Origin of the sequence: Micromonospora sp. NPDC048894, assembly GCF_040649765.1 — a bacterium.
Lineage (GTDB): Bacteria > Actinomycetota > Actinomycetes > Mycobacteriales > Micromonosporaceae > Micromonospora > Micromonospora antibiotica.
On sequence record NZ_JBEZFY010000024.1, the window covers coordinates 1 to 24,324 of the forward strand.

The following is a 24,324-nucleotide window of genomic DNA, read 5'->3' on the forward strand; positions in this document are numbered from 1 at the left end:
ACGCCCGGTTACATTCCGAACCCGGAAGCTAAGCCCTCCAGCGCCGATGGTACTGCACTCGGGAGGGTGTGGGAGAGTAGGACACCGCCGGACAACCTTTCAGTCGAGGGCCGCCCCATCCGGGTCGGCCCTCGACTGCGTCGCGCCGTCGGTGGCGCAATCAGGAAGGATTTACCTGTGAGTTCAGGACCGCAGGGCGGAGACCGTCCGCGCCAATATGAAGATCGCTCCGACCGGCCCCAGGGGCGTGACGCCGGCCCTCGGCGGGACGACCGTCCCCCATACCGGGGAGACCGCGACGACCGCGGTGCCTCGCGGGGGGGACCTCGGGGCGGAGACCGGCGCGAGGACGGTTTCCGTTCGGGCCCCCGTACCGGTGACTCCCGGCCCGGCGGTTTCCGTTCCGGTGGGGATTCGCGCGACGGCGGCTTCCGTTCCGGCGACCGACGCGACGGTGGATTCCGACGCGATGGCGACGCCCCGCGCAACGGCGGTGACTCCCGCGGGGGTGGTTTCCGTGGTGGTGACTCCCGTGAGGGTGGTTTCCGTGGTGGGGACCGTCGTGAGGGTGGTTTCCGTTCTGGTCCGCGTGATGGTGATTCCCGTCCCGGTGGTTTCCGTGGTGGGGACCGTCGTGATGATTCGCGTGGTGGGGACCGTGGTGGTTTCCGGTCCGGCCCGCGTGAGGGTGGCTTCCGTGGCGGTGACTCCCGCGAGGGTGGTTTCCGTGGTGGGGACCGTCGCGAGGGCGGCTTCCCAGGTGGGGACCGTCGTGACGGTGGTTTCCGGGGTGGCGAGCGTCGCGAGGGTGCTGCCGGCGGTGAGCGTCGGCCCGGTGGTTTCGGCGGTGGCGATCGCCGCGAGGGTGGTTTCCGGTCCGGCCCGCGTGAGGGCGGCTTCCGGGGCGGTGACTCCCGCGACGGTGGTTTCCGTGGTGGGGACCGTCGTGAGGGTGGTTTCCGTTCTGGTCCGCGTGATGGTGATTCCCGTCCCGGTGGTTTCCGTGGTGGGGACCGTCGTGATGATTCGCGTGGTGGGGACCGTGGTGGTTTCCGGTCCGGCCCGCGCGAGGGCGGCTTCCGCGGCGGCGACTCCCGCGACGGTGATTCCCGTCCCGGTGGTTTCCGTCGGGACGGCGACTCCCGCGACGGTGGTTTCCGAGGCGGTGACCGTCGGCCCGGTGGCGACTCCCGCGAGGGTGGTTTCCGGGGTGGTGACCGTCGGCTCGGTGGCGACTCCCGCGAGGGTGGTTTCCGTGGTGGGGATCGTCGTGATGATTCGCGTGGTGGGGACCGTGGTGGTTTCCGGTCCGGCCCGCGTGAGGGCGGTTTCCGTGGTGGGGACTCCCGTGAGGGTGGTTTCCGTGGCGGTGATCGTCGTGAGGGTGGCTTCGGTGGGGACCGTCGTGAGGGTGGTTTCCGTTCTGGTCCGCGTGATGGTGATTCCCGTCCCGGTGGTTTCCGTGGTGGGGACCGTCGTGATGATTCGCGTGGTGGGGACCGTGGTGGTTTCCGGTCCGGCCCGCGTGAGGGTGGCTTCCGTGGTGGGGACTCCCGTGAGGGTGGTTTCCGCGGTGGAGATCGTCGCGAGGGCGCTGCGGGGGGCGAGCGTCGGCCCGGTGGTTTCGGCGGTGACCGCCGTGAGGGTGGTTTCCGTGGTGGGGACTCCCGTGAGGGTGGTTTCCGTGGTGGTGACCGTCGTGAGGGTGGCTTCGGTGGCAGCCGGGGTGGAAGCGGCTTCCAGGGTGGTGACCGCCGCGAGGGTGGTTTCCGCTCCGGCCCCCGCGAGGGTGACTCCCGCCCCGGCGGGTTCCGCCGGGACGGCGACTCCCGCGAGGGTGGCTTCCGGGGCGGTGACCGTCGTGAGGGCGGTTTCCGTGGCGGCGAGCGCGACCATGACCGGCCGCGCCGCGACGACCAGCGCGGTGGCGAGGACCGCCGCGAGGGCGGGTTCGGCGCCGACCGGGACCGCCGGGACGAGGCCGACGCCCGTCCGGCTGCGCCGGCACTGCCGGACGAGATCCTCGCGAGCGACCTCGACACGGCCGTTCGTGCCGAACTCCTCTCGCTGAACAAGCCGGTTGCGGAGACCGTCGCGCGGCATCTGGTCGCCACCGGTCAACTGATCGACGAGGACCCGACGGAGGCGCTCGCGCACGCGATGGCCGCCCGGCGGTTGGCGTCCCGGATCTCGGCCGTCCGTGAGGCGGTCGGGCTGGCCGCGTACCACGCGGGGGAGTGGCAGACGGCGATCGCCGAACTGCGCACCTACCACCGGATGACCGGGTTGCAGAGCCACCTGGCGGTGCTCGCGGACTGTGAGCGCGCCCTGGGTCGACCGGAACGCGCGATCGATCTGTTCCGGGGGGCCGACAGCGCCAAGCTCGACAAGGCCGTCGCGGTCGAGCTGCTGATCGTTGCCGGTGGGGCCCGCGCCGACCTGGGGCAGAAGGACGCCGCGGTGGCGATGCTCCAGGTCCCGGAGCTGACCACCGACGTCGCCGAGCCGTGGACCGCCCGGTTGCGCTACGCCTACGCCGACGCACTGCTCGCGGTGGGTCGGCGCGAGGAGGCCCGGGAGTGGTTCTCGCGGGCCGCCGACGTGGACGCCGATGGTGAGACCGATGCCCCGGAGCGGCTGCTGGAACTCGACGGCGTCGTGATCGAGGGCGACGACGAGGACGACGAGCCGGTCGAGGAACCGGCCGCCGAGGCCAGCACGCTGCCGGCCGGGGCGGACACCACCTCCGACGACCGCGCCGAAGGCGACCGCGACGACGAGGACGACTTCGACGGGGAAGCCGATGTCGCCGAGGACGACCCCGACGGGGAAGCGGACCTGGACGACGAGATCCGCGACGGTCACGGCGACCGCGAGCGCGCCGAGGATCGTACCGGTGACAACGACCGTGGCGAGAGCGCCGAGCAGAGCGGGCGCGACGACGACCCCGACGACGAGCCGGCCGCCCACGCCGGTGTTGCGGGCGACGACGCCGACGACAGCCCCTCGGGTGCCGCGGCCACCCGACTCGACCCCGGTGCGGGTGCGGCCGGTCAGGTCGACGACGCGCCGACCCCGGTCGAGGGCCGGCCGGTGGACGGGCGCGGCGCGGAGACGGACCAGCGATGACCGAGGTCGCCGGGGGTCGGCTTGTCGACGGGTACGCCCTGGTCGTGTTCGACCTGGACGGAGTGATCTACCTGATCGACCGGCCGATCCCCGGCGCGGTCGAGGCCCTCGGCGCGTTGCGGGCCGAGGGCCGGTCGGTGGCGTTCGCCACGAACAACGCCTCACGCCGTTCCAGCGAGGTCGCCGACCTGCTCACGGGAATGGGCGTACCGGCCGATCCGGCGGAGGTGCTCACCTCGGCTGCGGCCGCCGCCGAGGTGCTGCGGGACCGCCTTCCCGCCGGTGCCGCGGTGCTCGTCGTCGGGGCCGAGGCGCTGCGCGCCGAGATCCGCGCCGTCGGGCTCACCCCCGTCGACCGCGCCGACGCCGCGCCGGTCGCCGTCGTCCAGGGGTACGGCCCGCAGGTGGGCTGGGTGGACCTCGCCGAGGCGTCGGTGGCGATCCGGGCCGGGGCGACCTGGGTGGCCACCAACACCGACCGGACGTTGCCGAGCGGACGTGGTCCGTTGCCCGGCAACGGCTCGTTGGTGGCGGCCCTGCGGCACGCCCTCGACCGGGCACCCGACGTGGTGGTCGGCAAGCCGGAGCCGGCACTGTTCGCCACCGCCGCCCGACGGGCCGGCACCGGCCGGTCACTGGTGGTCGGCGACCGGCTCGACACCGACATCGAGGGTGCCCGCCGGGCCGGGTTGGACAGCCTGCTGGTGCTGACCGGCGTCAGCGACGTACCCGAACTGTTGGCGGCTGCCGAACAACGGCGGCCGACCCATGTGGCGGTGGACCTGGCCGGGCTCTTCGACCCGGCGGCGGTGGTCCGGGTTCCCGGTGCCCCGCAGGCCGGTGGATGGTCGGCCACGGCGGTGGACGGGGCGGTGGAGTTGCGGGGTGCCGGACGGCCGCTCGACGCGCTGGCCGCGCTCTGCGCGGTCGCCTGGGCGGCGGGCACCGGTGCGGACGTCCGACCGGCCTCGCCGGAGGCGGAGCAGGTGCTGGCCGGCTTCGGACTGGCCACCTGACCGGCTCTCTGAGCCAGCGAGCCAGCCGGCCGGCCGAGCTGGGGCCAGCCCGGTCACCGGGGCCCGGCTCCGGCCGGCCACCTGCGGACGGCTCCGCCAGCTCCGGCCACCTCGCCGCCAGCTCGGCCGGCTGAACAGCGGGCCCGGGGCGGCACCGACCCGACAGCGGGTGGTGCCGCCCCGGCCTGTCTGTCGGCCGACCGTGGCGGGTCGTCGGCGGTGTCGCCCGCTCAGAGCAGCTTGCGTAGCTTCAGCAGGTCGAACGGGCTGGCCTTGATGGAGATCCGCCGGGCGGCGACCGCCTTGGTGACGTCGAGCTGGCCGTGCACCAGGGCGACCAGGTCGTCGCTGCTGGTGACCAGGGCGATCTTTGCCTTGGGGTCGTCGCCGTCGGTGAGATCGAGCAGCCGGCCACCGGCGATCCGACCGTGGAAAGCGGTCTCCAGGTCGGTGATCCGGCAGGCCAGGGTGCGGTCCAGATCGATCTTGTTGGACACGTCGGCGTGCCGGTCCAGGCGGTCGGCAAGATCCCGCAGCGCCTGACGGCACTCGTCCACGGTGGCCACATCGTCTCCCTCACACCCGCCACGCCGTTTCCGGCACCGTACCGCAATGGGCGACCCGGGGCGCCCGGTAGCGTGAGGGCCGCACACTGCCCCCACGGAAGGACTCAGTCATGCAGGACGCGTGGCGCGCCTACCTGGAGCTGGCCCTGGGCCTGACGGAAGCGCCCCGGAAGAGGGCCCAGGACGCCGCCCGGCGGCTGGTCGGGACGGGCGGCGCGACCGCCGGGCAACTCCAGTCGCTCGCCGAGGAAATCCTCGCCACCGGGGCGGCCAACCGGGAAGCGCTGACGAAACTGGTCCGGTTCGAGGTCGACCGGGCGCTCGGTGCGGTGGGGTTGGCCACCGCCGACGAGGTCGCCGAACTGACCCGCCGGGTGCACGAGCTGGAACGGCAGCTGCGTGAGGCGAAGAGCGGACCGGGCACCCCGCCGACCGGGCCGGTCGCGCCGGAAACGACCGTCCCGTCGGTCGCCACCGCCGCCCCGGACACCACTGTCCCACCGGACACCACTGTCCCGCCGGTCGACACCGCCGTGCCGGAAACGACTGCCCCGTCGGCTGCCACCGCCGTGCCGACGACGTCCGGCCCGTCGACTGCCGGCGACCCGGTGACCGGGGCCACGGCGCAGAAGACCGCGGCGCAGAAGACCGCGGCGCAGAAGACCGTGGCGAAGAAGGCGGTGGCCAAGAAGGCCGTGCGGAAGGCGGGTCCGCCGGAAGGCTCCGCCGGGTCGGGCGGTGCCGACGACGGCGCACCGCCGCCCCGACCGGTCAAGAAGACCAGCCCCGACCGACGAGGCACCGGTGGTGCCGCGTGACCAGCTCCACCGGCGGCCGGTCGTGACCGGCCCGTTCCGCCCCGGCCCGCCCCCGGCGGGTAGTCCCGGTCTGCCGCTGGGCGGTCGTCCGGGTCCCGCGCCCACGGCCCGCCCCGGCCCGTCGGTGGGCGTCGGCTTCGACGATGATGTCGACGACGCCCGGCATCCCGCCGTCGACGCCGCCGTCCAGGCGATGGCCAACGCCGAGGGGCTGCCCCCGGCCGACCAGATCGCCCAGTACGAGGCGGCGTACCAGACGTTGCGGGAGACCCTCGCCACTATCGACCAGGCCTGAGCGGACCGGAGAGAACCACCCCATGGCACGTCGTACCCGGCTCGACGCCGAACTCGTCCGTCGCGGCCTGGCCCGGTCCCGGGAGCAGGCCGGGGCGTTGATCGAGGCCGGTCGGGTCCAGCTGCGCGGGGTGCCCGCCCGCAAGGCCGCCGCGATGGTCGATCCGGCCGATCCGCTGCTGGTCACCGGCGCGGACCCGGCCGACGAGTACGTCTCCCGGGGCGGTCACAAGCTGGCCGGCGCGCTCGCCGCCTTCGGTCCCGCGGGGCTGCGGGTGGCCGGCCGGCGCTGCCTGGACGCCGGAGCGTCGACCGGCGGGTTCACCGACGTGCTGCTGCGGGCCGACGCGGCGGAGGTCGTCGCCGTGGACGTCGGCTACGGGCAGCTCGCCTGGGCGCTGCGTACCCACGAACGGGTCCGGGTGCTGGACCGCACCAACGTGCGGACCCTCACCCCGGAGGTGATCGGTGGGGCGGTGGACCTCACCGTGGCCGACCTGTCGTTCATCTCCCTGCGCCTGGTGCTGCCGGCGCTGGCCGGCTGCACCAGGAGCGACGGTGACCTGGCGCTGATGGTCAAGCCGCAGTTCGAGGTGGGCAAGGAGCGGGTCGGCGCCGGGGGTGTGGTGCGGGACCCGGCGTTGCGGGCCGAGGCGGTGCTGGCCGTGGCGGCGACCGCCGCCGGACTGGGACTGGGGCTGGCGGACGTGGCGGCCAGCCCGCTGCCGGGTCCGAGCGGCAACGTCGAGTTCTTCGTGTGGTTACGCCGGGACGCCCCGCCGGCCGACGCCGAGCGGGTGCACGCCGTGGTGGCCGCCGGGCCGACCGGCCCCGGGCCGGACCCGGTTTCGGGGAAGGTGGCAGGGTGAGCGTGGTGTGCGACGTCGGGACGGTGTCCCGCGAGGGTGGACGGGAGGCGGGTCCGGTGGACCTCAGCGACGGCGGGGCCCTTCGGGTGCCCGAGGGGCGGTGGCGTCGGTGAGCCGGACCGCGCTGCTGGTGACGCACACCGGGCGTCGCCGGAGCACCGAGCACGCCCGGGCGGTCGCCGCCGATCTCATCGCGGCCGGTTTCGAGGTGCGGGTGGTGGCCGAGGAGGCCGAGGATCTCGACCTGCCCGGGGTGGTGCCGATGGCCGGTCAGCGGGCGGCCGAGGGTGCCGAGATCGTCTTCGCGCTCGGCGGTGACGGCACCTTCCTGCGCGCCGCCGAGCTGGCCCGCCCGACGAAGGTGCCGCTGCTCGGCATCAACCTGGGCAAGGTGGGTTTCCTCGCTGAGGCGGAGATCGACGACCTCGACACGGCGGTACGGGACGTGGTCGGGCGCAACTACACGGTGGACGAACGCCTCACCCTCGATGTGACCGCCGAGTTCGACGGTGGCCCGACCATCGAGTCGTGGGCGCTCAACGAGATCAGCGTGGAAAAGGGCGAGCGCGCCCAGATGCTGGAGCTGCTGGTCGACGTGGACGGTCGGCCGCTGTCGCGCTACGGCTGCGACGGTGTGGTCTGCGCCACCCCCACCGGCTCCACCGCGTACGCGTTCTCCGGGGGCGGGCCGGTGGTCTGGCCCGAGGTGGAGGCGCTGCTGCTGGTGCCGATCAGCGCGCACGCGTTGTTCAGCCGTCCGCTGGTGACCGCGCCCACCTCCACGTTCGTCATCACGGTCGACCCGTTCACCACCCTGGCGGTGCTGTGCTGCGACGGTCGGCGGGTCTACGACCTGCCGCCGGGGGCGACGGTGACGGTGCGTCGGGGCGCGCTGCCGGTGCGGGTGGTGCGGTTGCGGGACCGGCCGTTCACCGACCGGCTGGTGGCCAAGTTCGACCTGCCGGTGCAGGGCTGGCGGGGCAGCCGCCGCTGATCCTGCGGCGGACCCGGGCGGGGATCGCCCTGGGCGCCCGGAGTCGCCGAGACCTGCGGCCGGCGACAACGGGATCGTTCGTGGCCACCCTTGGCGTGCCACCGGTGCCACCGAGGCGTCCACCAGCGGTGCTGCCCCCGCGGCAGCAGAGCGGATCGTCCCCGGCCCGGATGGTGGGCCGTGCCGGCTGGTCAACTGTCCCAGCACGCGTCTACTGTCGGGTGCTGTGCTGGAAGAGCTGCGGATCACCGGACTGGGCGTCATCGAGGACACCACCCTGCCGCTGGCCGGCGGGATGAACGTCATCACCGGTGAGACCGGTGCCGGCAAGACGATGGTGGTGACCGGCCTCGGCCTGCTGTTCGGCGGTCGGGCCGACGCGGGCCGGGTGCGGGCCGCGCCGGGTCGGGCGACCGTCGAGGGGCGGCTGCGGCTGGGCGGTCGGGTGGCCGACGTCGTGCACGCCCGGATCGTCGACGCCGGTGGTGGACCCGACGACGACGGTTCGCTGCTGATGAGCCGTACGGTCACCGTGGAGGGTCGGTCCCGGGCGCATCTGGGTGGCCGGAGCATGCCGGTGTCGATGCTCGGCGAGGTCGGCGAGCAGGTGGTGGCGGTGCACGGTCAGTCCGACCAGTTGCGCCTGCTACGCCCCGCCGAGCAGCGGGCCGCGCTGGACCGGTTCGCCGGTCCCGGGCACGAGAAGCTGGTCGACGCGCTGCGGGAGGCGTACGGGCGGTGGCGGCAGGTGGTCGACGACCTGGCCGACCGGCGCAGCAACGCCCGGGCCCGGCACCAGGAGGCCGATCTGCTGCGGCTGGGCCTCGACGAGATCACCCGGGTCGACCCGCAGCCCGGCGAGGACGACGAGCTGAAGGCCGAGGCGCAGCGGCTGGAGCACGCCGAGGGGCTGCGGACGGCGGCGCAGCTGGCGCACCTGTGCGTGGCCGGCGGGGTGGAGGCGGCCGACGACACCCCGGACGCCACGGCGCTGCTGGGCACGGCCCGGCGCACCCTGGAGGCGCAGGCCGGCACCGATCCGGCGCTGGGTGAGCTGGCCGGGCGGTTGGAGGAGGCGGCCACCCTGGTGGCGGACGTCTCGGCGGAGTTGTCGACCTATCTGGCGGCGTTGGACGCCGACCCGGCCCGGTTGCAGACGATCTATGAGCGGCGGGCCGCGTTGCGTGCGTTGACCCGTAAGTACGCCGACGACGTCGACGGGGTGATCGCCTGGGCCGAGCGGGCCCGGACCCGGCTGGCCGACCTGGACACCTCCGACGAGCTGCTCGACGAGTTGGACCGGGAGGCCCAGCGCCTCGCCGGTGAGGTGGCCGAGCTGGCGGGCCGGTTGTCGGCCTCCCGGCAGGAGGCGGCGGTCCGGTTCGCCGAGCAGGTCACCGTGGAGCTGGCCGGGCTGGCGATGCCGCACGCCCGGATCGAGGTGGCGGTGCTGCCCCGGCCGGCCGGCCGGTCCGAGCCGACGCTGTCGGTCAACGGGGTCGAGTGCGGGGTCGGCCCGGACGGCGCGGACGAGGTGGAGTTGCGGCTGCTGGCCCACCCGGGTGCGCCGTCGCTGCCGTTGCAGCGGGGAGCCTCCGGCGGTGAGCTGTCCCGGGTGATGCTCGCCATCGAGGTGGTGTTCGCCGGTTCGGGCGGCCCGCCGACGTTGGTGTTCGACGAGGTCGATGCGGGTGTGGGTGGGCAGGCGGCGGTGGAGATCGGTCGGCGGTTGGCCCGGCTGGCGCGTAGTCACCAGGTGCTGGTGGTGACGCACCTGCCGCAGGTGGCGGCGTTCGCCGACCGGCACCTGGTGGTGGCGAAGGACACCGGGGGCGCGGTGACCACCAGCGGGGTGCGGGTGGTGGAGGACACCGAGCGGGCCCGGGAGCTGGCCCGGATGCTGGCGGGTTTGCCGGATTCGGATCTGGGTATCGCCCATGCCGAGGAGCTTCTGGCCGTCGCGGCCAAGGAAAGACGGCCCTGACCGCAACGATTGTGAGCGGAGGCACACCGGCCTGTGCTCCGGTGTGCTTCCCTGGGTAGGCGGCCCTGCTCAGGCATGTCGCAACGGAAATGCCTGCCTCCCATGCCAGGATGGTCACGATGCGTCTACCCACGTTGCGCCGGACCCGGAACGCGGAACCGGACTCAGTTCTCGGCACCGCACGTCTGGACCGCCGTACCAAACGGCTGGTCGGCCGGCTCCGCCCCGGTGACATTGCGGTGATCGACCACGTCGACCTGGACCGGGTGGCGGCCGACTCGCTGGTCGCGGTCGGGGTCGCTGCGGTGCTCAACGCCAAGCCGTCGGTCTCCGGCCGGTATCCGAACCTCGGCCCCGAGGTGCTGATCGGGGCCGGCATCCTGCTCCTGGACGACCTCGGTGAGGGGGTCTTCGAGCGGCTCCGGGAGGGCGACACCGTCCGGATCGAGGGCAACACCGTCTTCGTCGGCGACGAGCCGGTGGCGCACGGTGACCTCCAGGACGCCGAGACGGTCGCCAAGGCGATGTCCGACGCCCGCGAGGGTCTGTCGGTGCAGCTGGAGGCGTTCGCCGCCAACACCATGGACTACCTGCGCCAGGAACGCGACCTGCTGCTCGACGGGGTGGGCGTACCCGAGATCCAGACCCCGGTGCAGGGTCGGCACTGCCTGATCGTGGTGCGGGGGTACGACTACAAGGCCGACCTGGACGTGCTGCGCCCGTACATCCGGGAGTTCAAGCCGGTGTTGATCGGCGTGGACGGCGGGGCGGATGCGCTGGTCGAGGCGGGGTACACCCCCGACATGATCATCGGGGACATGGACTCGGTCACCGACGACGTGTTGCGCTGCGGCGCCGAGGTGATCGTGCACGCCTACCCGGACGGCCGGGCACCCGGTCTGGCCCGGGTCAACGGGCTCGGGGTGCCGGCGATCACCTTCCCGGCCGCCGCCACCAGCGAGGACCTCGCCATGTTGCTGGCCGACGAGAAGGGCGCCTCGCTGCTGGTCGCGGTCGGCACCCACGCCACGCTCGTCGAGTTCCTGGACAAGGGGCGCGGCGGGATGGCCTCCACCTTCCTCACCCGGCTCAAGGTCGGCGGCAAGCTGGTCGACGCCAAGGGCGTGAGCCGGCTCTACCGGCAGAGCATCTCCGGCTCGTCCCTGCTGCTGCTGGTCCTCTCGGCGATCGCCGCGATGGCGTCCGCCGTGGCGGTCTCCACCGTCGGCAAGGCGTATTTGGGCGTGGTCTCCGAGTGGTGGGACAATTTCGTGTTCCAGCTCGGCCAGCTCTTCTAGCTCCCGACCGATCAAGAGGCTGCAAGCGTGATCAACTTCCGGTACCACGTGGTGTCCCTGACCGCGGTCTTCCTGGCGTTGGCGATCGGCCTGGTGGTCGGTACGGCCGCCCTCAACGGCCCGGTTGCCGACTCCCTCAAGGAGACGGTCAACTCGCTGCGCAAGGACAACCAGCAGATGCGGCAGTCGGTCAACAGCCTCCAGAAGGAGCTTGACCTCGAGGAGGACTTCGCCGCCGAGATGGCGCAGCTCTACCTGCCCGGCAAGCTCACCGGCAAGCGCGTCATGGTGCTCAGCCTGCCCACCGGGCGGGAGCACACCGAGGGTGTGCTCAAGATGCTCCAGACCGCCGGGGCCACCGTGACCGGCCGGGTCGACGTACAGGACAAGTTCATCAACCCGGACAACAACACCAACCTGATGGAGCTGGCCGTCACCGCCGCCCGCCCCACCGCGCCCGCCTCGGCGCTGCCCGGCAACGGCAACGGCGTGGAGACCTCCAGCGCCCTGCTGGCCAGCGTCCTGCTCGACCGGACGCCGGGCACCCCGCCGGTCACCGACGCCGACCGGCGGGCGGTGCTGGCCGCGTACGCCAACGCCGGGTACCTCACCAGCGAGGAGAAGGTCACCGGGCCGGCCGAGGCCGTGGTGGTGGTCAGCGGGCAGCCCTACGTCGACAAGGACTCCGCCAAGAAGGACGAGTCGGTGGTGAAGGTCGCCGAGCAGTTCGACCGCACCGGGGCGATCGTCGTCGGCGGCAACGGCTCCGCCGGGGGCAACCTGGTGGCTGTCGTACGCGGCGACCCGGTGCTGGCCCAGACCATCTCCACCGTCGACAACGCCAACACCGTGCAGGGGCAGCTGGTCACCAGCCTGGCCCTGGTCCAACAGCTCACCGAGAAGCGGGCCGGTCAGTACGGCGTCGGCGACAACGCCACGCTGGTGCCTAGACTGCCCCAGTGAACGAACCACGTACCCCGGTGACCGGTTACCACCCGCCCGCCCCGTCCGGCGGTGCCGCGTGAGCGGGATCGGGCGGCTGCTCGCCGCCGCCGCCGGAGCCGCCGCCGCCCGGTACGCGCTGCGGGAGGCCCGTACCTCCCCGGCGGGGCCGGCGCTGGAGCGGACCAACTTCCGGGGCCGTACCGTCAGCCTCGCCGCCGGGCCGGCGCTGGCCGTCGGGGCGTCCGGCGCGGGGGCGCTCGGCGCGGCCAGCGTCCCGGCCGGCGCGGCGGTGCTCGTCGCCGGCCTCGGCGCGGGCGCCGTGGGGCTCTACGACGACGTGGTGGGTGCCCGCCCGGAGCAGAAGGCCGCCAAGGGTTTCGCCGGTCACCTCGCCGCACTGCGGGCCGGCCGGGTCACCGCCGGCATGGTCAAGGTCGCCGGGGTGGGTGCGGCCGGGCTCGCCGCGGCCGTGCTGCTCGCCGCCGATCCGAAGGTCGCCGCGCACCCCCGCCGGCAGCGTCACGGCGCACTCGGCCGCACCGTCGACGTGCTGCTCGGTGCGGGCGTGGTCGCCGGCACCGCCAACCTGCTCAACCTGCTGGACCTGCGTCCCGGCCGGGCGTTGAAGTCCGGGGTGCTGCTCGGCGTGCCGCTGGCCGGTGGCCCGCACGCCGGGATCGCCGCCGGTGCGGTCGGCGCCGCCGCCGGGCTGCTCGACGAGGACCTCGGTGAGCGGGTGATGATCGGCGACAGCGGAGCCAACGCGCTCGGCGCGCTGCTCGGGGTGGCCCTGGCCGCCCGCACCGGCCCGCTCGGCCGGGCCGGTCTGCTCGCGGTCCTCGCCGGCCTCACCGCGGCAAGTGAGAAGGTCAGCTTCACGGCGGTCATCCAGCGCACCCCGGTGCTGCGGGAACTCGACGCGCTGGGCCGGCGATCCGACTGACGTGACCAGACCGGCACCCCTCGCCGGCGTCGGTCGGGTGGCCGGCGCCGCCGCACTCATCGCCGTGCTCACCGTGCTGGCCCGGCTCGCCGGCTTCGGCCGTACCGCCGTTTTCACCTGGGTCGTACAGGACAGCGACCTCGGCGGCATGTACGTGATCGCCAACACCGTCCCCAACATCATCTTCGAGATCGTCGCCGGTGGGGCGCTGGCCAGTCTGGTCGTACCGCTGCTGGCGGGGCCGGTCGCGGCGGGTGACCGGCGGGTGGTGGCCGCCACCACCGGCGCGTTGCTGACCTGGACGGTGACCCTGCTGGTGCCGTTGGCGGCGCTGGTGGCGGTGTTCGCCGACCCGATCGTGGCGGTGATCTCCGACGGGCGGTCCCCGGCGGAGCTGGCCGCCGGGGCACGGATGCTGCGGGTGTTCGCCCCGCAACTGCCGCTCTACGGCATCGGCATCGTGCTCACCGGGGTGCTCCAGGCGCACCGCCGGTTCGCCTGGCCGGTCGTCGCGCCGCTGCTGTCCAGTCTCACCGTCGTCGGGGTCTACGTCGTCTTCGGCGTCACCCAGGGCCGGGACGCGAGCATCGCGCAGGTCAGCCGGGCCGGTGAGCTGATCCTCTCCGGCGGCACCACCGTCGGGGTGGTGGTGTTGTCGCTGTCGCTGTTGGTCCCGCTGCGCCGGCTCGGGCTGACCTGGCGGCCCGGCTACACGTTCCCCGCCGACGCGCGGGCCCGGGTCGGTGGGCTCGCCGTCGCCGGGGCGGTCACCGTCACCGCCCAACAACTCGCCCTGGTGGTCATCCTCAACCGGGTCTCCGGCGGCCCCACCGGCTCCCCGCAGGTCTACAACCTCGCCCAGACCATGTACCTGCTGCCCTGGGCGGTGCTCGCGGTGCCGCTGGCGGTCGCCGCGTACCCCGGCCTGTCCGCCGCCGCCGCGACCGGCGACGAGCAGGGCTACCGGACGACGGTCGCCGCGACCACCCGGGGGGTGCTGCTGTTCAGCTTCCTCGGCGCGGCGGCCCTGGTCGGCACCGCCGAACCGGTCGGCCGGTTCTTCCCGCTCGGCGCGGAACCCACCGCCGCCGCGATCGTCGGGTTCGCCCCCGGACTGGTCGGCTACGGCCTGTTCGCGGTGCTGTCGAGGGCCCTCTACGCCCGGGGGGCCACCCGGGTGGCCACCGCCGCCATCACCACCGGCTGGCTGCTGGTGCCCCTGGTCGCCATGCCACTCGCGGCGCTGCTGCCGCGCGCCGACCGGGTGCTGGCCGTCACCCTGGCGAACTCCGTCGGCATGCTGGTCCTCGGGGCGCTGCTGGTCGGCGCGGTGTCCCGGGCCGCCGGTCGGGCCGCCCTCGCCGGTGCCGGTCGGGCCGCCACCGCCGGCCTGCTGGCCGCGCTGCTGGCCGCCCCGGCCGGTCTGCTCACCGCCCGCCTGCTCGCCGGCGGCGGCACCCCGACGACAGCCGGGGCACTCGTGCAGGGCATGCTGTCCGGGGCCGTGGTCGGCGTGCTGTTCCTCGCCGTCGCCTGGCTGGTGGACCGGCGGGACGTCGGGCCGCTGCTCACCGGCGTACGACGCCGGCTGGGTGGCCGGCGACCGGCGGGTGACCCGCAGGACGGCGTCGCCCGCGACGCCGGTGACGGGAAGGAGACCCTCTCCCCATGACCGACGCGACGTCCGCCCCCGAACCCCGGGGCACGGTGGTGCTGCTGCTCGCCTCCAGCACCGGCGGGGTGGGTCAACACGTCCGCTCGGTGGCCCGGGGGCTCGTCGAGGCCGGCCAGCCGGTGCTGGTCTGCGGCCCGGCCGCCACCGGCGAGCAGTTCGACTTCGCCGCCACCGGGGCCCGGTTCACCCCGGTGGAGATCTCGGCCAACCCGACCCCCGCCGACGCCCGGGCGGTCACCGCGCTGCGCCGGGCGCTGGCCGACACCGACGTCCGGGTGGTGCACGCCCACGGGTTGCGCGCCGGGCTCGTCGGGGCGCTCGCCCGGCCCGCCGTACCACTCGTGGTCACCTGGCACAACGCGGTGCTCGCCGGTGGGCTACGCGGGCGGTTGTCCCGGCTCGCCGAACGGATGGTCGCGCGGTCCGCCCGGGTCGCCCTGGGGGCTTCGGCGGACCTGGTGGACCGGGCCGCCGCGCTGGGCGCCACCGACGCCCGGCTCGCCCCGGTCGCCGCGCCGGCCCTGCCCGCCCCGCGTCGCCGCCGCGCCGCCGTCCGTGCCGAGTTCGGTGTCACCGCCGGGCAGCCGCTGGTGCTCTCCGTCGGCCGGCTGCACCCGCAGAAACGCTACGACGTGCTCGTCGACGCCGCCGCGCGGTGGCGTACCCGCATCCCGCCACCGGTGGTGGTGATCGCCGGCAGCGGCCCGGCCTACCTGCCGCTGGCCGCCCGGATCTCCGCCGCCCGGGCCCCGGTGACCCTGCTCGGACACCGTACCGACGTGGCTGACCTGCTCGCCGGGGCCGACCTGGCTGTGGTGACCAGCGACTGGGAGGCGCGGCAACTGTTCGCCCAGGAGGCGCTGCGCGCCGGCGTGCCACTGGTGGCGACCGCCGTCGGTGGGCTGCCCGAGCTGGTCGGCGACGGCGCGCTGCTGGTGCCGGCCGGCGACGTCGACGCGGTGGACGCCGCCGTGCGGTCGCTGCTGGACGACCCGGACCTGCGCGCCGACCTGGCCCACCGGGGGGCCGTCCGGGCGGCCGGCTGGCCCACCGAGGCCGACACCGTCGCCGCGCTGCGGGACCTCTACACCGAACTCGACGCCGACGGTCGGCCCGGCCGCACCGGGTCGGCGGTCCCCGGCACCGACACCCCCTCGACGGGACGCGCCTGATGCTGCGCCGATTCACCCCGGTCCTGCTCACCCTGATCGTGGTGGCGCTCGGCGTCACCGCGTTGGCCGCCCGCCCCGAAAGCAGCCCACCCCGACGCACCGCCGACTTCGTGGTCCTCGCCGGGGTGGCCGGGCTGCGCTGGTCCGACGTCGACCCGCAGAGCACCCCGACGCTGTGGCGGATGGCCCAGCAGGGGTCCATCGGTTCGCTGTCGACCCGCTCCGCGCACCGCCCGACCTGCCCGGTGGACGGCTGGCTCACCCTCGGCGCGGGCAGCTACGCCGGCTGGAACGGCAGCCGGCAGCCCGGCGGCTGCCCGCCCGCCGCGGTGACCGTCGAGCAGCCCGACGGCATCGGCGCGAACCTCCCCAACCAGGAGAGCGTGGTCGCCTACAACGCCGACCGGCAACCCTGGGGCGCGGTGCCCGGTTCGCTGTCGGAGTCGGTGCGCTGCTCGGTGGCGGTCGGCCCGGGTGCCGCCGTCGCCGCCGCCCGTCCCTTCGGCCGCGTCGACCGGTACGCCCCGGGACTGCCGGCCGACCCGGCCGGGCTGCTCGGCTCCTGCGTGCTGAGCATCGTCGACCTGGGCACGGTCAGCGGCACCGACCCGGCGGACCGGCGGGCGGACGCCCGGCGTGCCGACGAGGCGTTGGCGAAGGTGCTCGCCGCCCGGCCGCAACGGTCGCTGGTGCTGGTCGCCGGGGTGTCCGACACCGAGACGCCGGCCCGGCTGCACGTCGTCGTCGCCGACGGCCCGGGCTGGGAGAACGGCTGGCTCACCTCCGCCAGCACCGGCCGGGAGGGTTACCTGCAACTGGTCGACCTGGCGCCGACCGCGCTGGTCGCGCTGGGCCGGCCGATGCCGGAGCGGCTCTTCCTCGGCCGTCCCGCGGTGAAGGTCGACGGTCGCCCCGACGACCTGGCCGCCGCGATCAGCGCGCCGGCCGACGCCGACCGGGAGGCCGCCGCCCAGCGGGCCGTGGCCGGCTGGTTCTTCGCCCTGCTCGCCGCCGCCCAGGTCGTGCTGGCCGTCGCGGTGCTGCCGCTGCTGCGCCGGGCCCGCCGCCTCGCCGGCCCGCACAGCCCGCCGCCGGTGTCCCGCCGGATCGTGGCGACCGTGGAGTTGCTGCTGATCGCCGTCGCCCTGGCGGTGCCCGCGGCGTTGCTCGCCGACGCGGTGCCCTGGTGGCGGGGCGACCACGCCGGCGGCTACTTCGCGCTGGTGACGGTCGCGTTGATCGTCGGCGGCACCGCCCTGGTCCGGTTCGCCCCCGGCCACGACCGCACTCTCGGCCCGCTCGGCGCGGTCGCCGGCCTGGCCACCCTGGTGGTCGGCGCGGACGTGCTCAGCGGGGCCCGGTTGCAGCTCAACGGGGTGGTCGGCTACTCCGCGCTGGAGGGCGGCCGGTTCTCCGGCCTCGGCACCGTGGGCCTGGGGGTGTTCCTCGCCGGTTCGTTGCTCAGCGCCGGTTGGCTCGCCCAGCGGGTCCGCCGGCAGTGGCGGCCGATGGTGGTGGTCGCGGTGGGCGGGTCGGCCGTGGTGGTGATCGGCAGCCCCTACCTGGGTGCGGACTCCATCGGCGCGATCGCGTTGACCGCCGGGGTGGCGGTGGCCGCCGCGATCAGCACCGGCGGCTGGCTGACCGTCAGCCGGCTGGTCTGGGCCACCATGGCCGGGTTGGCGTTGACCATCGGCTTCGCGGTGGTGGACCTGCGTCGGCCGGTGGAGGAGCGGGGCGCGTTGGGCCGGTTCCTGACCGCGTTGGGTGAGGGCACCGGCGGGTTGACCGTGCACCGGTCGAGCACGGCGAACTTCCAGACGTTGGTGAACAGCCCGTTGACGGTGCTGGCGGTGGTCGGTCTGCTGCTGGTCTGGTTCGCGCTGCTCCAGCCCTGGGGTGGGCTGATGCGGTTGTTCGGCATCTACCCGGCGATCCGGGCGGCGCTGGCCGGTACGGCCCTGGCGGCGGTCATCGCCGGGCTGCTGGGGGGTGCCGCGCTGGACGTGGCCGGGGCGGCGGCGGCGCTGGTGGTGCCGATGGCGGCGCTGGCCTCGCTGCGGGTGCTCGACCACTCGACCGACCGCACCCTGCCCGGCACGGGTCACCCCGGCCCGGACGGCCCACCCGGTGCGGCCCCGACCGGCGGCACCCCCGACGGTGGGCGGCCCGACGACGGCGGGGAGGCGGCGGCCCGCGAGGGGGACGGCAAGGACCTGCCCACCGCAGCGGTGACGCCGCCCGGCGGTGCCGGGGCGGACGGTCCGCGCGACGGTGACGCCGACGCACCGGACGACACCTCCGGCACCCGACCGGTGGGGCGGGACGCGGCGACGGTGCCGACGGCGCGTACCCCCGGTGCGGTGGGTCCGGCCCGGACCTCGGCGGCGGCCGGCCGGTCCGCCGCCGGGGCGGGATAGCCCGAGGTCGGGTGCGACGCCAGGTGGCCCCGGGGGAGGTGTTACCGTGGAATCCCGTGGATCGCGTGATCACTTGATCGGCACGGCGGTTCGCATGACCGCTACGGACGACACGGGAGCAGGCCTTGGCCCCTTCAGCACGCACGACCCGGCACATCTTCGTCACCGGGGGCGTCGCCTCCTCGCTCGGTAAGGGCCTCACCGCCTCCAGCCTCGGCAATCTGCTCACCGCACGCGGGCTGCGGGTGGTGATGCAGAAGCTCGACCCCTACCTCAACGTCGACCCGGGGACGATGAACCCGTTCCAGCACGGTGAGGTCTTCATCACCGAGGACGGCGCGGAGACCGACCTCGACGTCGGGCACTACGAGCGCTTCCTCGACCGGGACCTGTCGGGCAAGGCCAACGTCACCACCGGCCAGATCTACTCCGACGTGATCGCCAAGGAGCGGCGCGGCGAATACCTCGGCGACACCGTCCAGGTCATCCCGCACATCACCAACGAGATCAAGGCCCGGATCGTCGGCATGGCCGACCCGGACGCCGACGGCCAGATCCCCGACGTGGTGATCACCGAGGTCGGTGGCACCGTCGGCGACATCGAGTCGCTGCCGTTCCTGGAGGCGATCCGGCAGGTACGGCACGACCTGGGCCGGGACAACTGCTTCTACCTGCACGTCTCGCTGGTGCCCTACCTGGCCCCGTCGGGGGAGCTGAAGACCAAGCCGACCCAGCACTCGGTGGCGCAGCTGCGCAACATCGGCATCCAGCCCGACGCCATCGTGCTGCGCTGCGACCGGGAGATCCCGGAGAAACTGAAGCAGAAGCTCTCCCTCTACTGCGACGTGGACGCCGAGGCGGTCGTCGCCGCCCCGGACGCGCCGAGCATCTACGACATCCCCAAGGTGCTGCACCGCGAGGGGCTCGACGCGTACGTGGTGCGCCGGCTCGGCCTGTCCTTCCGCGACGTCGACTGGACCCGGTGGGACGACCTGCTGGAGCGGGTGCACCAGCCGCACCACACGGTCACCGTGGCGGTCGTCGGCAAGTACGTCGACCTGCCCGACGCCTACCTGTCGGTCAGTGAGGCGATCCGGGCCGCCGGGTTCGGCCACCGGGCCCGGGTGCAGCTGCGCTGGGTGCCCAGCGACGACTGCGTCACCCCGGCCGGCGCGGCGTCGGCCCTGTCCGGCGTGGACGGCATCGTCATCCCTGGCGGGTTCGGTGTCCGCGGCATCGAAGGCAAGATCGGGACCGCCCGGTACGCCCGGGAGAACGGGGTGCCGCTGCTCGGGCTCTGCCTCGGCCTGCAGTGCATGACCATCGAGGTGGCCCGTCACCTGGCCGGCCTCGACGCGGCGAACTCCCTCGAATTCGACGAGGAGGCCAAGCACCCGGTCATCGCCACCATGGCCGACCAGGAGGACATCGTCGCCGGTCGGGGTGACCTGGGCGGCACGATGCGGCTCGGGGCGTACCCGGCGACGCTGGCGGAGGGGTCGATCGTCGCCGAGGCGTACGGCGCCACCGAGATCAGCGAACGGCACCGGCACCGTTACGAGGTCAACAACGCCTACCGGGACCAGCTCACCACGGCGGGCCTGCACATCTCCGGCACGTCCCCGGACGGCCGGCTGGTCGAGTTCGTCGAGTTGGACCGCAGCCTGCACCCGTTCTTCGTGGCCACCCAGGCGCACCCGGAGCTGAAGAGCCGTCCGACCCGCCCGCACCCGCTGTTCGCCGGGTTCGTCAAGGCGGCCGTGGCGTACTCGCAGGCCGACCAGTTGCCGGTGGACCTCGACGCGGTGGCCGGGGCGGCGAAGAGCGAGCCGGCGAAGAACGAGCCGGCGAAGAAGGGTGCGCCGACGCCGAAGAACGCGGCCCGCAACGGCGCGTCGGCGACGGCGTCGTCCGCGTCGTGAGCGCCGTCGAGCACCGCTACGAGTTGCGTTCCCGGGTGCAGCGGTACGCCGGTCGGATCTTCACCGTGGTCACCGACGAGGTGACCATGCCCGGTGGGGGCACCGCCACCCGCGACTACGCCCGGCACGTCGGCGCGGTCGCCGTGGTCGCCCTCGACGACGCCGGTCAGGTGGTGCTGGTGCGGCAGTACCGGCAGCCGGTCGGGCGGCACCTGTGGGAGCTGCCCGCCGGCCTGATGGACGTCGCGGGGGAGGACCTCGCGGTGGCCGCCGGCCGGGAGTTGGCCGAGGAGGCCGACCTGACCGCCGCCCGGTGGGACCTGCTGGTCGACGTGCACACCTCGCCCGGTTTCTCCGACGAGGTGGTCCGGGTGTTCCTCGCCCGGGGCCTGGCCGAGGTGCCCGTCGGTCAGCGGCACGAGCGGCACGACGAGGAGGCCGACCTGCAGATCGTCCGGATCGACCTGGACGAGGCGGTCGGCATGGTGCTGGCCGGGGAGGTCACCAACGGGCCGTGCGTGGCCGGGCTGCTGGCCGCCGCCCGGGCCCGCGACGCCGGCTGGTCGGTGCTGCGCCGGGCCGACACCCCCCTGCACCGCTGATCCGGTACGCCGACAGGGGCCGCCGCGGTACGCCGCGCGGCCCCTGCGCCGTTCCTGCCGCCGGCCGGCGCGGGGGCCGGCCGGCGGGCGTGCACCCCACCGGCGCGGTGCGTCGCGCCGACGGGACACGGTGCGTCCGCCGGCGTTCCCGTCCGGCGGGCGGGGCCGCGCGGTGCGACGATGGGGGGTACGCCGAACGGCAGGCCCGCGCGGTATGCCTGACACACCGTCAGGTGGACCGGGCACCGGTTGTCACTGTGCCGTCCGTCGCAGGAGGACGGCCCGCCTAGACTGCCGCCGGCGGGACCGGTGAACCGCGTCGGCAACGGAGCCGGCGGGGCACCGCGCAGTCCGGGGTGCGGCACCCCGGAGAAGGGTGTCTCACGTGAAGGTCGGAATCCCCCGCGAGGTCAAGAACCACGAGTACCGGGTGGCGATCACGCCGGCAGGCGTCAACGAGTTCGTCCGTCACGGTCACCAGGTCTTCGTCGAGGCCGGCGCCGGTGTCGGCTCCAGCCTCACCGACGACGAGTTCGTCGCCGCCGGGGCCACCATCCTCGGCACGGCCGACGAGGTGTGGGACACCGCCGAGCTGGTGCTCAAGGTCAAGGAACCGATCGCCGAGGAGTACCACCGGATGCGCGCCGGGCAGGTGCTCTTCACCTACCTGCACCTGGCCGCCTCCAAGGAGTGCACCGACGCGCTGGTCGACCGGCAGGTCACCGGCATCGCGTACGAGACCGTCGAGCTGCCCGACCGGTCGCTGCCGCTGCTCGCCCCGATGTCCGAGGTGGCCGGTCGGCTCGCCCCGCAGGTCGGCGCGTACCACCTCCAGCGGCAGGGCGGCGGCCGGGGCATCCTGATGGGCGGCGTCTCCGGGGTGTACGCGGCGAAGACCGTGGTCGTCGGCGCGGGCGTGTCCGGCATGAACGCCGCCGCCATCGCGCTGGGCCTACAGGCCGAGGTGCTGCTGCTGGACATGAACGTGGCCCGGTTGCGGCAGGCTGACGCCATCTACCGGGGCCACCTGCAGACGGTCGCCTCCAACGCGTACGAGATCGAGCGGGCGGTGCTCGACGCGGACCTGGTCATCGGCGCGGTCCTCGTCCCGGGCGCGAAGGCCCCCACGTTGATCTCCAACGAGCTGGTGTCCCGGATGAAGCCGGGCAGCGTGCTGGTCGACATCTCCATCGACCAGGGTGGCTGCTTCGAGGACTCCCGCCCGACCACGCACGCCGAACCGACCTACCAGGTGCACGACTCGATCTTCTACTGCGTGGCGAACATGCCCGGCGCGGTGCCGCACACCAGCACGTACGCGCTGACCAACGTCACCCTGCCGTACGCCCTGGAGTTGGCCGACCGGGGCTGGCGTGACGCGCTGCGCCGTGACCCCGCCCTGGCGTCGGGCCTGAACACCCACGACGGTCAGGTGGTCTACGGCCCGGTCGCCGAGGCGCACGGCATGGCCACCCTCCCGCTGGCCGAGGTGCTGGCCTGACCGAGGAGCCGCACGACCCGGCACCCGGCGGCGTGTCCCGCGCGGCCGGGCGAGGGGTGCGTGGGACGGCACCCGACGGGGCCGGGGCGGGTGCGGAACCCGCGCCGGCCCTGCGTCGGGTGGTGCGCGGCTATCTCGACCACCTCACCGTGGAGCGCGGCCTGTCGGCGAACACCCTCACCTCGTACCGTCGGGATCTGGAGCGTTACCTGGGCACCCTGGCCGCCGCCGGGGTGACCGACCTGGCGTCGGTCGGCACCGGGCAGGTCGAGGCGCACCTGGCCCGGCTGCGCGCCGGCGACGACGACCACCCGCCGCTGGCGGTGACCTCGGCGGCGCGGGCCGCCTCCGCCGTGCGCGGGCTGCACCGCTTCGCCGTCCGGGAGGGGTTGGCCGGGGCGGACCCCAGCCGGGACGTCCGCCCGCCGCCCGCGGCCCGCCGGTTGCCCCGGGCGCTGCCGGTCGACGACGTGGCCCGGCTGCTGGAGACCGCCGGCCCGGTCACCGCCACCGGCGACGGGGCGGCGCTGGCCCTGCGTGACCGGGCGCTGCTGGAGTTCCTGTACGGCACCGGCGCGCGGATCTCCGAGGCGGTCGGTGCCGCCGTCGACGACCTGGACGTCGACGAGGGCACCGCCCTGCTGCGCGGCAAGGGCGGCCGGACCCGGCTGGTGCCGATCGGCGGGTACGCCGTCGAGGCGCTGCGGGCCTACCTGGTGCGGGCCCGGCCGGGCCTGGTCGCCCCCGGTCGGGGCACCCCGGCGGTCTTCGTCAACGCCCGGGGCGGGGCGTTGACCCGGCAGGGCGCGTGGACGGTGCTACGGCGGGCTGCCGGGCGGGCCGGGCTGCCGGTGGACGGACCGCACGCGGTCTCCCCGCACACCCTGCGCCACTCCTACGCCACCCACCTGCTCGACGGCGGCGCGGACGTGCGGGTGGTGCAGGAACTGCTCGGCCACGCCTCGGTGACCACCACCCAGGTGTACACGTTGGTCACGGTGCAACGGCTGCGCGAGGTGTACGCCACCACGCACCCCCGGGCCCGGGACGCGGACCCGCCGTCGGGCCGCTGACCGGCCGCTACGCCCGACACGCCGGACCGGTGCCGAACGCGCTGGTCGTCGGTGGCGTAGAGTCGGCATCGGCGCGGACCTCCTGGAGCGACAACCGGGGTGCGCAGCGGCGCCGCGAAGGACGTCGGACAGCTCCGATGCCGGGTGGTCGTCGGGAGGGGGCAACGAGGACATGGCTGGCAACGGTGATCGTGCCGACGCCTGGACGTCGGAGCTCCGTGAGCAGCAGGCGTCACTCGGCGCCGACCTTGGTCCGGCCGACCCGGCCGCCTACACGATGCGCAAGCCGATCCCCGAGCCGATGCCCACCGACCGGCACGGCCCGGCCCGGATCATCGCGATGGCCAACCAGAAGGGTGGGGTGGGCAAGACCACCACCACCATCAACCTGGGTGCTGCCCTGGCCGAGTACGGCCGCAAGGTGCTGCTTGTCGACTTCGACCCGCAGGGCGCGCTGTCGGTGGGTCTCGGCGTCAACCCGCACAACCTCGACCTGTCGGTCTACAACCTGCTCATGCAGGACGACGTCATGGCCGAGGACGTCCTGATCAAGACGGACGTGGCCGGCCTGCACATCCTGCCCGCCAACATCGACCTCTCCGCCGCCGAGATACAGCTGGTCAACGAGGTCGCCCGGGAGATGGCCCTGGCCCGGGTGCTACGCAACGTGCGCAAGGAGTACGACTACATCCTGATCGACTGCCAGCCCTCGCTGGGCCTGCTGGCGATCAACGCGCTGACCGTCGCGCACGGTGTGCTCATCCCGCTCGAATGCGAGTTCTTCAGCCTGCGCGGGGTGGCGCTGCTGCTGGACACCATCGACAAGGTGCGTGAGCGGCTCAACTTCGACCTGGAACTCGAAGGCATCCTCGCCACCATGTACGACAGCCGCACCACCCACTGCCGGCAGGTGCTCCAGCGGGTGGTCGAGGCGTTCGGCGACAAGGTCTACCAGACCGTCATCACCAAGACGGTGAAGTTCCCCGAGTCCACGGTGGCCGGTGCCCCGATCACGACGCTCGACCCGGCCTCCTCGGGGGCCCGCAACTACCGGCAGTTGGCCCGTGAGGTGATCGCGGCCCAGGCCGACCGGTAGGTCGGGG

At 74.2% G+C, this 24,324-nt stretch carries 20 protein-coding genes and 1 rRNA gene; 19 read left to right on the plus strand and 2 right to left on the minus strand.

Annotation, left to right across the window (positions count from 1 at the left end; all coding sequences use genetic code 11):
• A 5S ribosomal RNA gene (gene rrf / locus AB0C22_RS30490) occupies positions 1-93 on the plus strand; the annotation flags it as partial.
• A 90-nt stretch (positions 94-183) separates the two neighbouring features.
• Here the strand turns inward: rrf and AB0C22_RS30495 are convergent.
• The gene (locus tag AB0C22_RS30495) at positions 184-2,229 is read right to left on the minus strand and encodes a hypothetical protein (protein WP_357538407.1); all 2,046 of its coding nucleotides are present in this window, start codon (positions 2,227-2,229) and stop codon (positions 184-186) included.
• Between AB0C22_RS30495 and AB0C22_RS30500 the strand changes: the two genes are divergently transcribed.
• Complete coding sequence (locus tag AB0C22_RS30500; protein ID WP_357538409.1) at positions 2,161-3,129, plus strand: tetratricopeptide repeat protein; 969 nt, start codon at positions 2,161-2,163, stop codon at positions 3,127-3,129. The two genes, AB0C22_RS30495 and AB0C22_RS30500, sit on opposite strands and share 69 nt — an antisense overlap.
• Positions 3,126-4,145, plus strand: coding sequence for an HAD-IIA family hydrolase (locus AB0C22_RS30505; protein WP_219460071.1), 1,020 nt, complete (start codon positions 3,126-3,128; stop codon positions 4,143-4,145). The genes AB0C22_RS30500 and AB0C22_RS30505 overlap by 4 nt, the downstream gene beginning before the upstream one ends.
• 230 nt (positions 4,146-4,375) lie before the next feature.
• Here the strand turns inward: AB0C22_RS30505 and AB0C22_RS30510 are convergent, their stop codons facing one another.
• Positions 4,376-4,711, minus strand: a complete 336-nt coding sequence (locus AB0C22_RS30510) for an SCP2 sterol-binding domain-containing protein (protein WP_208566856.1) — start codon at positions 4,709-4,711, stop codon at positions 4,376-4,378.
• A gap of 110 nt (positions 4,712-4,821) precedes the next feature.
• On the opposite strand from AB0C22_RS30510, the gene AB0C22_RS30515 reads away from it, so the two are divergent.
• The 16 genes from AB0C22_RS30515 to AB0C22_RS30590 all read left to right on the plus strand — a co-directional run bounded on the left by AB0C22_RS30515 (position 4,822) and on the right by AB0C22_RS30590 (position 24,317).
• A complete protein-coding gene (locus AB0C22_RS30515; protein ID WP_357538411.1) occupies positions 4,822-5,529 on the plus strand; it encodes a hypothetical protein in 708 nt (235 codons plus the stop codon).
• Positions 5,516-5,824 (plus strand): hypothetical protein, encoded by a 309-nt coding sequence (locus tag AB0C22_RS30520; RefSeq protein ID WP_357538413.1) that lies wholly within the window; start codon positions 5,516-5,518, stop codon positions 5,822-5,824. Before AB0C22_RS30515 ends, AB0C22_RS30520 begins: the two co-directional genes overlap by 14 nt.
• Before the next feature lie 22 nt (positions 5,825-5,846).
• A complete protein-coding gene (locus tag AB0C22_RS30525; RefSeq protein WP_208566859.1) occupies positions 5,847-6,692 on the plus strand; it encodes a TlyA family RNA methyltransferase in 846 nt (281 codons plus the stop codon).
• Between the two features lie 109 nt (positions 6,693-6,801).
• The gene (locus AB0C22_RS30530; protein WP_219460079.1) at positions 6,802-7,686 is read left to right on the plus strand and encodes an NAD kinase; all 885 of its coding nucleotides are present in this window, start codon (positions 6,802-6,804) and stop codon (positions 7,684-7,686) included.
• Between the two features lie 226 nt (positions 7,687-7,912).
• Positions 7,913-9,670 (plus strand): DNA repair protein RecN, encoded by a 1,758-nt coding sequence (gene recN, locus AB0C22_RS30535; RefSeq protein WP_208566861.1) that lies wholly within the window; start codon positions 7,913-7,915, stop codon positions 9,668-9,670.
• A gap of 119 nt (positions 9,671-9,789) precedes the next feature.
• The gene (steA, locus tag AB0C22_RS30540; protein WP_208566862.1) at positions 9,790-10,968 is read left to right on the plus strand and encodes a putative cytokinetic ring protein SteA; all 1,179 of its coding nucleotides are present in this window, start codon (positions 9,790-9,792) and stop codon (positions 10,966-10,968) included.
• 27 nt (positions 10,969-10,995) lie between these two features.
• The gene (locus tag AB0C22_RS30545) at positions 10,996-11,931 is read left to right on the plus strand and encodes a copper transporter (RefSeq protein ID WP_208566863.1); all 936 of its coding nucleotides are present in this window, start codon (positions 10,996-10,998) and stop codon (positions 11,929-11,931) included.
• A gap of 58 nt (positions 11,932-11,989) precedes the next feature.
• Positions 11,990-12,856: a hypothetical protein gene (locus AB0C22_RS30550; protein ID WP_219460082.1), complete on the plus strand. Its 867-nt coding sequence runs from the start codon at positions 11,990-11,992 to the stop codon at positions 12,854-12,856.
• Position 12,857: 1 nt separating this feature from the next.
• Complete coding sequence (locus AB0C22_RS30555; RefSeq protein WP_357538416.1) at positions 12,858-14,528, plus strand: lipid II flippase MurJ; 1,671 nt, start codon at positions 12,858-12,860, stop codon at positions 14,526-14,528.
• The gene (locus AB0C22_RS30560) at positions 14,525-15,703 is read left to right on the plus strand and encodes a glycosyltransferase family 4 protein (protein ID WP_357538418.1); all 1,179 of its coding nucleotides are present in this window, start codon (positions 14,525-14,527) and stop codon (positions 15,701-15,703) included. The genes AB0C22_RS30555 and AB0C22_RS30560 overlap by 4 nt, the downstream gene beginning before the upstream one ends.
• Positions 15,703-18,123: a hypothetical protein gene (locus AB0C22_RS30565; protein WP_255597528.1), complete on the plus strand. Its 2,421-nt coding sequence runs from the start codon at positions 15,703-15,705 to the stop codon at positions 18,121-18,123. Before AB0C22_RS30560 ends, AB0C22_RS30565 begins: the two co-directional genes overlap by 1 nt.
• Before the next feature lie 125 nt (positions 18,124-18,248).
• Positions 18,249-20,045 (plus strand): CTP synthase, encoded by a 1,797-nt coding sequence (locus tag AB0C22_RS30570; protein WP_357538420.1) that lies wholly within the window; start codon positions 18,249-18,251, stop codon positions 20,043-20,045.
• On the plus strand, positions 20,042-20,647 hold the full coding sequence (locus tag AB0C22_RS30575) for an NUDIX hydrolase (RefSeq protein WP_219460096.1): 606 nt from the start codon (positions 20,042-20,044) through the stop codon (positions 20,645-20,647). Before AB0C22_RS30570 ends, AB0C22_RS30575 begins: the two co-directional genes overlap by 4 nt.
• 385 nt (positions 20,648-21,032) lie before the next feature.
• The gene (gene ald, locus AB0C22_RS30580) at positions 21,033-22,148 is read left to right on the plus strand and encodes an alanine dehydrogenase (protein ID WP_208566868.1); all 1,116 of its coding nucleotides are present in this window, start codon (positions 21,033-21,035) and stop codon (positions 22,146-22,148) included.
• 56 nt (positions 22,149-22,204) lie between these two features.
• On the plus strand, positions 22,205-23,221 hold the full coding sequence (locus tag AB0C22_RS30585) for a site-specific tyrosine recombinase XerD (protein ID WP_219460098.1): 1,017 nt from the start codon (positions 22,205-22,207) through the stop codon (positions 23,219-23,221).
• Positions 23,222-23,393: 172 nt separating this feature from the next.
• On the plus strand, positions 23,394-24,317 hold the full coding sequence (locus AB0C22_RS30590) for a ParA family protein (RefSeq protein WP_067315071.1): 924 nt from the start codon (positions 23,394-23,396) through the stop codon (positions 24,315-24,317).
• The last annotated feature ends 7 nt before the right edge of the window (positions 24,318-24,324 follow it).